The sequence below is a fragment of the Pedobacter sp. genome (assembly GCF_965249885.1).
In the GTDB taxonomy this organism is placed as follows: Bacteria; Bacteroidota; Bacteroidia; order Sphingobacteriales; family Sphingobacteriaceae; genus Pedobacter.
In genome coordinates this window covers 2,484,356-2,496,815 of sequence record NZ_OZ252254.1, presented here as the reverse complement: position 1 = coordinate 2,496,815, position 12,460 = coordinate 2,484,356, and the positions used below count along the sequence as shown (strand labels likewise).

At 43.7% G+C, this 12,460-nt stretch carries 14 protein-coding genes; 7 read left to right on the top strand and 7 right to left on the bottom strand.

The genetic code is table 11. From position 1 onward, the window contains the following. Nucleotides 1-5: 5 nt before the first annotated feature. Together ACY2A0_RS10690 and ACY2A0_RS10685 are read right to left on the bottom strand one after the other, a co-directional pair. Nucleotides 6-416: a restriction endonuclease gene (locus ACY2A0_RS10690; RefSeq protein WP_461791471.1), complete on the bottom strand. Its 411-nt coding sequence runs from the start codon at nucleotides 414-416 to the stop codon at nucleotides 6-8. An 82-nt stretch (nucleotides 417-498) separates the two neighbouring features. Beyond that, entirely contained in the window at nucleotides 499-1,548 is a 1,050-nt protein-coding gene (locus ACY2A0_RS10685) for a hypothetical protein (protein WP_461791470.1), read from the bottom strand. A 365-nt stretch (nucleotides 1,549-1,913) separates the two neighbouring features. On the opposite strand from ACY2A0_RS10685, the gene ACY2A0_RS10680 reads away from it, so the two are divergent. Further along, nucleotides 1,914-2,285, top strand: coding sequence for a transposase (locus ACY2A0_RS10680; protein ID WP_461791469.1), 372 nt, complete (start codon nucleotides 1,914-1,916; stop codon nucleotides 2,283-2,285). Between the two features lie 9 nt (nucleotides 2,286-2,294). Further along, nucleotides 2,295-2,771, top strand: a complete 477-nt coding sequence (locus tag ACY2A0_RS10675) for a hypothetical protein (protein WP_461791468.1) — start codon at nucleotides 2,295-2,297, stop codon at nucleotides 2,769-2,771. A 370-nt stretch (nucleotides 2,772-3,141) separates the two neighbouring features. On the opposite strand, the gene ACY2A0_RS10670 is transcribed toward ACY2A0_RS10675, so the two are convergent. Next, complete coding sequence (locus ACY2A0_RS10670) at nucleotides 3,142-4,353, bottom strand: hypothetical protein (RefSeq protein ID WP_461791467.1); 1,212 nt, start codon at nucleotides 4,351-4,353, stop codon at nucleotides 3,142-3,144. 63 nt (nucleotides 4,354-4,416) lie between these two features. After that, the gene (locus ACY2A0_RS10665) at nucleotides 4,417-4,587 is read right to left on the bottom strand and encodes a hypothetical protein (RefSeq protein WP_461791466.1); all 171 of its coding nucleotides are present in this window, start codon (nucleotides 4,585-4,587) and stop codon (nucleotides 4,417-4,419) included. Between the two features lie 451 nt (nucleotides 4,588-5,038). Between ACY2A0_RS10665 and ACY2A0_RS10660 the strand changes: the two genes are divergently transcribed. From ACY2A0_RS10660 to ACY2A0_RS10640, 5 genes are all read left to right on the top strand, one after another. Beyond that, nucleotides 5,039-5,677: a UPF0758 domain-containing protein gene (locus ACY2A0_RS10660; RefSeq protein ID WP_461791465.1), complete on the top strand. Its 639-nt coding sequence runs from the start codon at nucleotides 5,039-5,041 to the stop codon at nucleotides 5,675-5,677. A 397-nt stretch (nucleotides 5,678-6,074) separates the two neighbouring features. Beyond that, nucleotides 6,075-6,863, top strand: a complete 789-nt coding sequence (locus ACY2A0_RS10655) for a DUF3560 domain-containing protein (protein ID WP_461791464.1) — start codon at nucleotides 6,075-6,077, stop codon at nucleotides 6,861-6,863. Nucleotides 6,864-6,915: 52 nt separating this feature from the next. Continuing rightward, on the top strand, nucleotides 6,916-7,782 hold the full coding sequence (locus tag ACY2A0_RS10650; protein WP_461791463.1) for a hypothetical protein: 867 nt from the start codon (nucleotides 6,916-6,918) through the stop codon (nucleotides 7,780-7,782). A gap of 51 nt (nucleotides 7,783-7,833) precedes the next feature. Beyond that, nucleotides 7,834-8,307, top strand: a complete 474-nt coding sequence (locus tag ACY2A0_RS10645) for a hypothetical protein (RefSeq protein ID WP_461791462.1) — start codon at nucleotides 7,834-7,836, stop codon at nucleotides 8,305-8,307. A gap of 486 nt (nucleotides 8,308-8,793) precedes the next feature. Next, complete coding sequence (locus tag ACY2A0_RS10640; RefSeq protein WP_461791461.1) at nucleotides 8,794-9,264, top strand: JAB domain-containing protein; 471 nt, start codon at nucleotides 8,794-8,796, stop codon at nucleotides 9,262-9,264. Nucleotides 9,265-9,353: 89 nt separating this feature from the next. Here ACY2A0_RS10640 and ACY2A0_RS10635 read toward each other — a convergent pair whose 3' ends face one another. Genes ACY2A0_RS10635 through ACY2A0_RS10625 form a run of 3 tightly spaced genes read right to left on the bottom strand, consistent with a single transcriptional unit; the run spans nucleotide 9,354 to nucleotide 12,446 of the window. Next, complete coding sequence (locus ACY2A0_RS10635; RefSeq protein WP_461791460.1) at nucleotides 9,354-9,968, bottom strand: TetR/AcrR family transcriptional regulator; 615 nt, start codon at nucleotides 9,966-9,968, stop codon at nucleotides 9,354-9,356. Continuing rightward, a complete protein-coding gene (locus tag ACY2A0_RS10630; protein ID WP_461791459.1) occupies nucleotides 9,961-11,085 on the bottom strand; it encodes a catalase family protein in 1,125 nt (374 codons plus the stop codon). The genes ACY2A0_RS10635 and ACY2A0_RS10630 overlap by 8 nt, the downstream gene beginning before the upstream one ends. A gap of 11 nt (nucleotides 11,086-11,096) precedes the next feature. Continuing rightward, nucleotides 11,097-12,446 carry a Dyp-type peroxidase gene (locus tag ACY2A0_RS10625; RefSeq protein WP_461791458.1) on the bottom strand — a complete coding sequence of 450 codons (1,350 nt, stop codon included), beginning with the start codon at nucleotides 12,444-12,446 and terminating at the stop codon, nucleotides 11,097-11,099. Between the last annotated feature and the right edge of the window lie 14 nt (nucleotides 12,447-12,460).

Sequence of the window (12,460 nt, the reverse complement as noted above, 5' to 3'; positions counted from 1 at the left end):
AACCGTTATACTTTTTTAATTACCGGAATTTGTATTTCGGTCTGCCAATCAACCTTTGATGCATCATGGGCGGTATAGAGATCTATTTTTAATCTTTTAGCATATTCTTTTGCTGTCCGGGTAAAGCCTGCACTACAGATTAATATGCCTTTTGATGCTCTAAGGTCTCTGATCACTGAATCAAATTCTCCGACAATTTTAATGTCAGCAGGCTTCTTATAATTTTTCGCCTGTACGATCATCAATATATCATGCCCTGCAATGTTGCTCCTGATAGAAATATCTATCTGACGCTCCTTTTGCGTTTCAAGACCTAGAATTTTATCATTCATCTTAACCTCGGCAACGGGATCCAGTTCTTTGTAGATTTGGTAGATCAGTTCTTCGTAGCTTTGCCAATCTTTTTTTTCTTTCAAGCGAGTCATTTAAGTTTAGCTAATATAACCATAGTACCAATTAAATCGACACAAGTGATAGGACAAAACATCGAGTAGTAAGTTACTTGAAACCTTTTTGCGTGATCTTATGGTGGATCTCCTCCTTGATAAGCGGTTCAATCCATTCGTGCATTTCTTCCACTGTTTTAAATTCTGGAAATGGCTTGTGTGGTATGGGGTCGTTCATCAGCGTCCCTGATGCCAATGCTTCGCAGCTCCTCCGTGGGTGCCACCAGAGGTCAGAGTTCTTGAAATTATCGATGATATTGTAATGGTGGCTATAGATAAAATCGCTCCAATTCTCTTCTACGGCTTCTTCGGGAGCGATATCTATGATTTCCAGTTCAGAGAATACCCTGGAACGGTTTGACACGAGTGCATCAAGCATTACTTTCCTTGCGTCGGCATCTGTCACTGGCGCACTATATCCGAATATGGTGATATAATAGGCGCACTGGAAGGCATATTTCAATGCAGTCCATTCCCTGCGAATGGATGCATTTGCAGAGTAGTTTTTCTGTCCAACGGGATAGAGCAATGGCATTTTGCTAAATGGACGGTGGCAGCGATGGCAAATCTTGTTGTAGTAGTTCCCGGAAATATTGCATTTCCTGCAGATGCCTACACCAACGTTTCCATGCAGGAACAACAGTTGCGGAACGTGAGCGTTGAACTTACGGTGCCTTAGGTAACTTTGCAGCAATAGCGGATCCCAGTTGAAAGTAGCAATGATATCCTTTTCGCGTAATGATAGTATTAGGTAGTCATAAAGGTTGGGCTCATCGGAAACTTTAAGATCAAGAAAATAACCATGTACCGCTTCATCGACTGTTTTGCGCAGTTTGATGTCTTCAGCGTTCTGATACAGGCTGCTGTACAAAAGTTCAAAGTCGTCCAATAGGTCGCCATATTTCGGACTCAGCATTTCAGTAAGCCCAAGATCTTTTGCAAGGGTTTTCATTACAGGTAATTTTCGCCCGTTTTTATCGCCCTTTAAAAATGCGGCGCAGCTGGCGCCCGCTCCCAAGATTACAAGGTGTGGATTGCGGCTTACGCCATTTCTAAAATCTGGTATAGCTTCTTTTTTTGTTTTCATAACCCTATTCTCCAAATATATATTATTTGAAAAAAAATTGCATCCTCTGCGCAACGAAGACACCGCGTTATCTAGACTCGGGGTTGTCATTGGATTTTTTTCTTTTGCAGATCGACCATCCGAAAATAAATAGCGTAAAAATCACCATTACGCAAATGATGGCCATCTTAACCCCTTCATGTTTGATCTGTGGAAGGCAGTTGATGAACATTAGGGCCGCGCTTGTCCAGGCGGCAATGATTTTTTCTGTTTTCATTTTTCAATTACTGTCTTGATTATATTGGTCAATGATCGGTATTGGCGTTTGACCATGAAAGGACAGGATAATCTGTTCTACTAGATTATTTTGATTTTGATAAAAATTAGTAGATATTGACCAAATGGTCAAACACTTTAAAAGCCTTGCGGACATCGAACGTCATTTTGATTACGGTTGGGATTGCAGGGAATACATAGAATCGCTACGCTGGAAGGATGGACTATTCTCCCCATATACAGGTTCCAAGAACGTAAAGCAGATCGGTCGTTACGATACCTATGTCTGTTTGGATACGGGACGTTCGTTTTCGGCACTGACGGGAACCATCTTTGCCAATAGCAAAGTCAAGCTTTTGCACTGGTTCCAGGTGATATGGCTGAATTGGCTTCATCCCGATCTTAGCAGCGCAGAGATATCACGACAGGTGGGCATTAACCAGAAGACAGTCTGGAGTATGCTGAAAAAGATCAACGCCGCCCAGAACCCAGTTTAACAGAAAAAAATGAAAGTACTAAAGGTTAAAGCGCAAGGTCTGTTACAGGCTGGAGATACCCCTATTCTCATCTACAAATTAGAAGATGGCACTTTGACGGTTGCCCAACCTGCGATTATCAGATATCTGACCGGTGGGGCAACAACGGCAAACCGGCACCAGTTAAAGTTGTCCAAACTTGGCCATTATCTTTCTAAAAAGATGCTGGATCGGACAGAGTTAGCCATCGAAACTGGTGTAAAGTTGATCAGGTTATTTACAGCTGAGGAGTGGCTAGAACTGTGTTCAGGGATACTGAAAGCTGAGGCAGATGGTAAGCTGGGGAAAAAATGGACTTCTGCCCCTGGGAAGGTGCAGGTACTTTTACTTTTGTTCGCCAAGCATGGTATATCAAAAACAATGGAAAAGGCCATCAAGGTAAAGCCGGTCACACCAGATTCCTCTTTTGAACAACACATAATCAGGTTGCTCGACTATAGATGTTAGCTTTTATTTGCTCAATTTGAAATCCGATTCTCTTAGCCATGCCTTCTCAGGAAAATCCTTCGCGTGGTAACGGTCTTTATGATCTGCAAGCGGTAATAGTGCAGCCGGCAAGCGTGTACTCAAGACTATGCAGGATCTAAATAGGCAGCAAAAAGAAAAAGGGGCAAGAAAAATGGAAAGTAAGGCATTCCTCCGAATGTTCAGGTCATACCTTTTAAACCGGACTGCTAGCATTGAGCTGCCATGGTAATGTCTCGCCGAACCCAAACCATCCCCGCATGATCCTATTCTTATATTTCCCCTTATAATCCAATATAAACAAAAGGGAAAGCTCTAGGTACCATAGACCTAGCTCTAGAGCTTCAAATCTTTAGAGGTATCCAATATCCCTTAAATCTCTCCTCTTTTTTTCCTGACCGTGTACCAAAGCATTTCTGATCAAGGTAAAAACCTCGGGTCCATCCTCGGTATCTGGCAGGTTCTTCAGGTTTTTTAATTCAATAGGGATTTCTCTTGGAATCGATAGCTGTGATAGCAGCAATCTTATTTTATTTGAAGCAGAGAGAGAGCTTGCATCGCTACCAATGATAAGTTTCTTCTGCTCAATTAAAAACCAGTTATAAACGAGTTCCAGACCAGTCTGTGCAAATATAATGGAGCCTTCAGTTGACCCATTGTTTGCATTTCCATTTAGATACCAATGTATTGAATAAAGGAGAAAATCCTTTTTATCTGCATCTTTCCACATATTGGAGAATTGTATCCAAATCTCATTAAGTCCACTGAGTTCAGCAACATTCGCCCACCGTGTAACTTCCTTGAATGGTTCGCAAGAATAATTTGTAAAATCCTGCCAAATAACTTCGCCCTCATGGGTTCCCTTTAAAAAATATAGCGACGTTTCCCTACTATTTACGAAACTTATAAAGTTGTGGAAGGAAAGGAGTAATTCATCAATGTCGCTCAATGAAAATGCCCCTTTGTTGCTAGTTATTTCGCCTCCACAGGTTAGTAGGTATCCTCCAGATTTTTTGAGGTCTTTACTCAAACTATCAAATTTGTCCGATTTGTCAATGGTGACTTTAAAGGAACCGTGTTCAAAAACCTGCCGTCCGTTAAAACAATAGACAGATTCAGTATTTGTCCTTTTGATTTTTTCACCGTCGGCGAGTAGAAGGTTGGGAATAGAAAAATGTATGCTAGTGACTTTAATTCCAGGATCACCCAACACCGCCCTGCTACAGAACCCGCTGAGAATGTACATATCAATAATATTAGTAACCCATGCCTTTCCGAATAGTAAATCTTCTATAAAGATCTGGCATGGATTTGACATGTTGATCGAAACAACTGGATGGGACTCCTCGATTATTTGGTCAGTATGAAACTTAGCTCCTTTTTCTGGGAACCAGGTAAAGGTAATAGAGCCATGTACGGTTATTTTTATTTCATCTTGTACTAAGGAAAAAACCCCTTCATATATCGGTACGCCCTGATTTGCATTGTCCATTTTAATGCTTGCAGAAATGTATTCAGGAAGCTGAGCTATTTCTTTTTGAAAGTCGTATTCATTATCGGTCATTTTCGAGCGCTTTGTATTGGTTCCAATATACAAAATTGATTTTTTATACCATTGCCAGACATCTTATTTATTGAGTTTGAAATCAGATTCTCTTAGCCAGGCTTTCTCAGGAAAATCCTTCATGTGGTAACGGTCTTTTACGATCTGCCAGCCACGGTCAAAGCAGACAAACCATAGGCCTGTTTCGTTTTGGTGGATGCTGGTGAAGAAATCCGGGTCGAAATCTTTATCCATTTTATCAACGGAAATATACTCGTAGCGGTTCGGAGCTATCGGCGAACCGTATGCGCGTTTTAGGATGTCGTAGTTCCTTTAATGATTTTGAATATGGCTTTCTGATTTTCGTGCGGATCGATTTTGATCGGACGGGGCCTGTTCTTATTAAAGTTGTTCCTACAGCTATCATTACAGAATTTTTGGTCTGATCGCCCCAATAGTGGTTTTTCGCATTGTTTGCACAAGCGCTGTTGTGCTGCTTCCTGTGTCATAGATTTATATGATAGTGATCAGGTGATAACGTAATTATCCCGTAAAAAGTTTTCTGGATCGGGTAATTAAAATTACGGATCGGATATTTTGATCAGAGGATCGCTTAACCTAAAAATGGGATCAGGTAACTCAAAATAATACCGAATAATTATTGCCATCGGTTTCAACTTTGGTCTGTACTTAACCATAGATCGATATGAAAGAGAGCAACATTTTGGCATCGGAAAACTTCTCCTGCGGGAACAAACATTACTTCCTGGATTTCAGGATAGCAAAAAATAACAGCAATTATATTTCCATTACACGCAGTGATTCCCAACCAGACGGCAGCTATGCCAAGCAGACTGTTAGGGTATTTGAAGAGGATTTTCATATCCTTTTGGGCTGCATGTCATCGCTTTTCAGGACGGTCGCCTATCAGGATGAGCAGGGCGTAACGATGAAGGATATGCACCGTAGGAATAGGGAAAAGGCGGTCAACGGTATCAAGAGCTGGGAGCCTGAACTGCGGCCACGTGAGAAAATGCTGGAGCATGGACGGGAGGCGATGGATAATGCGGAGCTACTGGCAATGCTTATCGGATCGGGTACGCCCAATGAGACTGCGGTCGGTCTGGCGGGCAGGATGCTGGACAACGTGGGCGGTGATCTGGTGAAACTTTCCGAGCTTTCGCTTAAAGAACTTTGCGGTTTTGCGGGTATGGGTGTAGCCAAGTCTTCGTCTATTCTAGCAGCGATGGAACTTGCCAGGCGCATGTATCCGATGCTGAATGTTTCCCCTATAAGAAAAATGAGGGTCTCCAGTGGCGTGGTCATGCGTCCAGCTATGGGCTGATTTTTTTGGAAAGGTGCTGTTGTGGTTCTTGGTTTCCTGAAGTCCCGCTTTGCAATCGGGTTTATTTTACTACGGTCTGTTTTTTCATTGCTGCTGCCTGCCAGACCGATCCAAGTGAGGGGTATGGTGAGCCGGAAATTAGGATACGCTTTTTAAAAAAAGGGCAAAAAAGGAAAGCGAAGCAATATGTTTGCCTGCACCTGCGCGGGCATAATGGCTGCCGCCACCCTTCGGGACTTATACCGCTCCGGTATGGTCAACCATGCTTCTGTTGCTTTCTTTTTTGTCCTTTTTTCTTTGGAAAAAAGCTTTGTTGAGGACGGGACAGGGAGGGAAAAGTTAACAGATTTTTCAACCTTTTAATGGTGTGGTGCAGCCTTCCAATGCATTATTTGTTATGAAACACAACTTTCATCAGCGCAAAGAGAACCGTATCGAGCATGCGGAAAAAATGGCTTCAAGGAATGAAGCGGAATCGGAAAGACTTTATTTAAGAAGTAGGGAAATGGCGAGCGTGATCCCGATGGGACAGCCTATTCTGATCGGTCACCATTCGGAAAAGAGCGACAGAAATTATAGGGCGAAGATCGATAGCACGATGCGCAAATCGATCGAGGCGGACAAAAAAGCGGACTATTATGCGGATAAGGCGGAAAGTATCAAAAATAACGATGCGATATTTTCGGACGATCCCGATGCGCTCCAAAAGCTGGAACAGAAACTTGCCGGGATGAAAGCCAATCAGGAGTTTATGAAGTCGGCAAACAAGTTGATCAAAAAGAATGACCGTGAAGGCTTTTTAAAACTGGATATGGCAACGCCCGAAATGTGGGAAAAACTGATCGTCCGAAGCTGGTGCGGTCAGGGTTTTGCCTCTTTCAGTCTGACCAACAACAATGCGAACATGAAAAGGATCGAGCAGCGTATTGTGGTACTCAAACGCCGTGAGGCGAGTATTGCAGTTGACAGGGTGATCAATGGTGTGCGCATTTTCGAGAACAGGGAAGCCAACCGTTTACAGGTGCTGTTCGATGGCAAACCATCGGCTGAAGTGATAGGGAAGCTAAAACAGAGCGGTTTCCGCTGGTGCCGTTCGGAATCAGCTTGGCAAAGGCACATCTCAAATACCGCTTACCATTTGGCTAAAAATATAGCCGAAAGCCTTAAAGAAAATACAGAAGATTAGAGAATAACAGAGCGCTGCCCATCTGGGTGGCGCTTATAAAACAGCATAAAAGATGACACAGGAAATAAAAGTAAATCTCACCCTAACGCTAGAGGGCGATACAGAGCATTCAACTAAGGACATCAGAAATTTCATTGCTGATATGATGATAAATGCCACCAGTACAAGATCTTTTTCATTGCAGAAATATGCGGTTAACAGGATCGAGGAAGAGAATGCGATCTATGCCCCCGATCCAAGGAACGCCGATGGCGTTTGGGACTTCGTAGAAAAATACTACCCTAATTATCATTCGTGCGATGAGATCATGCGCAACGATGACCTTTGCAAGATCGTCAACCAGGAACTCAGTGGCGATGCTGCGGGAATGTTCAAAAGCGAGTTTAAGAGTGATCACGATCAAGCGGTAGCCGCATTTGATCAGTCGAGTAAATATGTCTACGAACGCTCGATCATTGGGTACCTGCGCAGTCAAACGGATAGGATCTCCATTGTCTGGAGCTTGGAAGATATACAGGAGAGGGCGAAACAGGGCGGATATATCCTAAAGGAAGGCGAAGCGCTCAAGGTTTTGGAACTGCTGAGGGAAAGGCACGATTGCAATATTGGGATCAATTGGGATGTGATCGATGACTATATCATTATGACCGTACCAAAATCCCAGAATGATGACGGTTTTGATTGGGAGCAGGTGGCTTTTGATGGCAATAGCTATAACTGCCGATTGGTGCCAGATCTGAACGATCGGGATTTTCAACTTCTGGTCGCGCCCGTGGCGTTGAGCGTTGCAATGCGACTTGATAGGAACGGCAACGGCGCACCCGAAGCGACACTTTTAGATGAACGGATCTGCTTTTATGCAACACCGCTGGAACTGCTTTTAAGCGACAGAGAACTGTTCGACCTCATCTATAACTGATCCATCAACCTAATTCTGCACTGGGGAGCAATCCCCAAAAATACTCCCACAATGGAAAATCAAGAAAATAACAATATAATATTATCGCCCATCGATCCGCTTGGCGTTCGGCTGTTCATCAATGCGCACGATGATGAAATCCAGTCTTTTAATATTGCCTGCTCCTTTTGCGCCCAGCATGGGTATAGCGGTTGGCGGGAAAATACCCACGGGCTCTACCTGCTCAGGGGGAAGAGCAGAAAGGACGTTTGCCTGATGATGGCACTGCTTGAAGTCCCTGAATTTCCAAAGGAACTGGGCAGGATACTGGAGCGGGTACAATACTATAACGAGCATGGCGAGCAGCTTTTCAGTGCCGAGAAAGCTCGGGGAGAACTATATCCCGATTTTATGCTCAGGAACGTTGCCGCCGACTGTGGGCAGATCTGCGATACCGCGGACGGCTGGTTTATCAGTGGTCGCGGGCAGAGCCATGTCTGGGTTTCCGATCAGGTAGGAAAACGAGTGTTAATGATCCATTTCTAAAACTGGGGGCGTTAGCCCCCTTGCTAAAACTAAAGCTCATGTTAACAGAATTGATAACAAGTCCCCAAGCGCTGATTGCCTACGGGTTGATCTTAAAGATATGGATCGGTAGCCGCCGTTTCAGGCGGAGGAATTTTGCGGGGCGGCAGGTATTTTCCAGTTATGCCGCTTCTCTGATCGTCCCGTTTTTGGAAAGGATTTTTGGGTTATTGGGAATAATCCTGATCATTTGGGGTGCATTAGCGATGCTATCGGGCAACTGACCGTGATGTGTTCGTGACCAGGATAAAAAGACCCAAAAACGAAGATGCCATTCTATTAATCAGGCACAAAGTTAGGCTTTGGATATCGGGGCGCAAGAATTGTTCGGCATAAACGCTCCTATAGCCTTTCCCCGCTTGCCCATTTATTCCGCTGCATTTCTTGCTTGCTCATCCAAAGCCTGTGAAGCGCACAATTAATCAAATTTTCAATTTAAAAATCAAGATGATGAAAGCGCAGATCCAAAGTTCCCTGTTTATGGTTTCGGAAATAAAGGTAAGTTATCAGCCCAAGTTCAGGGCTAGCGAAAGACCAAAGGTGATCCGGTCAAAAGATGCCTACAATATATTGTACAACAACTGGGATCATTCCCGCATCGAACTTAGTGAGCAGTTCTATATCCTGCTACTGAACCGAGCCAACAACGTGATCGGAATAAGCGAGATCTCAAGCGGTGGATTTTCCGCTACCGTAGTAGATCCAAAACTGATATTTGTTATCGCCCTTAAAAGTGCAGCTGCGGGAATAATCCTAGCCCACAACCACCCAAGTTCAAATCTTCAGCCCAGCAATCAAGATCTGATCGTCACAAAGAAACTGGTTGAAGCTGGAAAACTGCTGGATCTCCAGATCTTGGATCACCTCATCATAAGTAAATACAGTTACTTCTCCTTTGGAGATGAAGGGCTGATATAGCCCGATAAAATAGCCAGCAGTGTTGAGCGAATTGTATAGGCATTCAAAATAATCATAAGTTTTTCATCTGTTATTCCACTACATACCGATCAAACAACTAATCCATCGAATACGAGCGTTAGCGCTTTACTAGCTCGTTCAGAAATATCCGAGGGCAGGGAACGCTGAATTTCCACAGGAAAGCGAGACATATACTCTGCATCGTTCATTTTTTCCATCGCACTAATATACATTACAATAGCCATTTCTGCTAATCCGTCATCTTTAATTTCATTCGAAACAACAGCCAACCTGGTCATTTGGGAAAGGTGCCCCAAAAGCATCTTTTGTCTTTTATTAACCATTTCCGACCAGATATCCGGAACTTCGTCTTTAAGGTTCTTCCAAAATATGGTTGATGCGCCATTCAGTTTTCTACCAATGAAATCCAGATAAGCCTCTATTTTATCCATAAGTACTGAATGCTTACACGATAATATTTCATGCGCCCCCTTTTCAAAATCCTCTATAAACGTGTTCATGCATTCACTGAACAATACTTTTTTACTGTCAAAATGATTGTAAAGTGTTTTTTTGGTTACTCCAGACCGCATAGCGATCTCGTCGATCAGAACGTTAGAATAACCTTTTTGTAAAAAGAGGGCAAGACCTTCTTTGATAATTTCGGCTTTCTTTTTTGATTTCGCAGTTCGTTTTTCAATCATTGAATATTTCGCTTAAACTTGCCGGCTCTTTTCTCGGCACTTCATTGAGTTTGTGGCGAAGGGTTGATGAGACCTGATAAGCCTGTTTACGTGTGCGCTGCAATTCGCCGATGGGCTCATTCTCCTCATAGCATCTGAAAGGGGTAAAAGATAAGTGCTCCATGATGTTAAAATTCTCCGGACCGGATGCATCCTGCAGGGGAATGTGCAAACGGGCAACAGTGCGGTAAGGCGAAAGTTTTTCCGGCCACTCCTTTGTCAGATCGTTGATCGGCATTTCCTTCAAGTCGTTACATAGTTGTACCTGGAGGTCGAAGGCAAAATCATGTTCTTTAATCTCTGCTATCAGCGCTGGCCCAAAAACCTGATCGGCAGTGTTGATATCTATATCACGCCGTTTTATTTTACCAATATATTCATGAACGGGCTTAACCCGCAGTTTCGCCACATATTCACCATGGCGAACGGCCCCCATTGAATAGAACGTATGAAGCAGCGTATTTTCCGCTTTAATCTTTTGAAAGGAAGCGAATGCCCGGAACTCCTTCCAGGATTGACGATTGGGCAAAAAGGTTCCAATGCCTGTCAGCCAGTGCCACATAAACTTTAGTCTTCCCAGTGCACCTTTTGCGAAATAGTCATTCACTTTCAGGAACAGTTTGTCTATGTAACGATAATGGTCAGCCGAGTTGCAGAAGAAAACCGGCCAGTTGATCATGTTATAATCAAAGTTGCTACACTCAGCCTCATTTTCTAAAGTGCAGTTTCCACCGGCTTTAAGTACCTTAATAGCGATACCCATAGCTTTGCCGCTGTTTTTATCAGAAGTAACTCTTGCTGAGCCATTCGAGAACCTGACGACCGCCTCGAACTTACCAGGCCGGGCATAAAATCCCTGTGCCAATTCTGGGGGCAAATTATTAAATATCTCGAAGCTTGCTTTAAAAGCACCATAACCTTTTGCATGCGCATCACGGGTCGCGTATGGGGTATTATTTTTTTCAGCTGAATGTCTGATGTACTGCTCAATATCGGCAGTAATCGCTTTTTCTTCCTGTTCGAAGCCTGGCCGGATATTTTCCAGCTCAGGCTTATATTTGATATAAGGTTTTGTCATCTTCAGGTCATTTAAAGTTCGCTAATCCATTTGAGCGCCCTAAGTCCAGGCAGAAAGCAATACTCTCCACCCTGCATAATATTAAACGTTTCTACCGCATTGTAACGGTGTCGACCTGATCCCGGCACCGTGTAAGTACCTTTTCCCTGGTTAAGGCCGATGATCGGATCTTTCTCATCACCGTGGTTAATGAAATTGCCCTCATTAACCCATTGGGACTGCAAGAACTCTATCGTATCCATTGCCTTGGCGCTGATCGCAATGAAATACAGCCCACGTTCTTTGCCATCATCCACAGTGATACCTTTTTCAGGTTCGCCGCCATAAGACACACTTTTGCGGATGATCCTGTGCAAGTTAACGTCCGAAATAACGGACTGCTTGGTATCCCTTGGATTCATCCTCCTCATATGACAGGAAAGTGGCACAGTATGCCCACGTTGGTCATCTTTGTAAGAAAAGTCGTTGTTACGTTCAGGATCTCCGCCGAGCTTTTCATCATCCTTATCAGGAGCAAGCGTCAACGGAGCGCCGCTACGCCATCGGCCGAACATTTTAGCGGCAAGGTATTCCTGCTCTTCTTCGGTATTGGCATTTTTTTGAAGAAAACGGTTGAACTCATGCACCTTGCTATGGTACTTACGAAGCACCAGGAAAGATCCGTTCTTTCCCAAAATATCCGGTTTGGGAAAGTAGGCCACAGAGCCTGCTTCTCCCGGATAGCCCAGTATAAATTCTCCGGCTTTAATGGGTCTGCCGAAACCAGGGACCTCATCCACACCGCTGCCCTCGATTTCCGGATTACTGATACCATCCCGGTAACCAAATACATTTTTGACCTCTTCAGTTGCTGAGAAATCTGCTTTGAACAGGACATCTACTCCGGATATCTTTTTCAATTCCTCTTCTGCTTCCTTGAGCTTCGCTTTCCATTTTTCCTGGGTATCGGCAATAATATTGACAGCGATATGGATCTGTCCAGTGCCGAATGGCTTTTGCCAGTATTTGGGCGCGTTCTCACCCACATCGTGGAGTTTTTCGGCCCTTGCTGCCATACCTTCACGAAAATTTTCAGGAAAACTACTTAAGGATTCATTAGGTACCTTTAAAGCTTTCAACCCTTCGAAGGTAATCGCAATCGTGGCCGTAGCTTCATCTGCCTGATGCCAGTTCTTTGCAGAGGTGACAAGTGGGATCAGTTTCTTGATCATCTTCTTACCGGCATCTGCATCACGGATGTGCAGGAGTACATTGGTACCAAAGTAGGGAACCGGCCTATTGCGTAAAATGAGCGCCTGTATATCATCCAATTCCAAGGTTACTTTCGATGGATTGAATATTCTTTGAAATATATTACTCATTAGGATTAGAATAA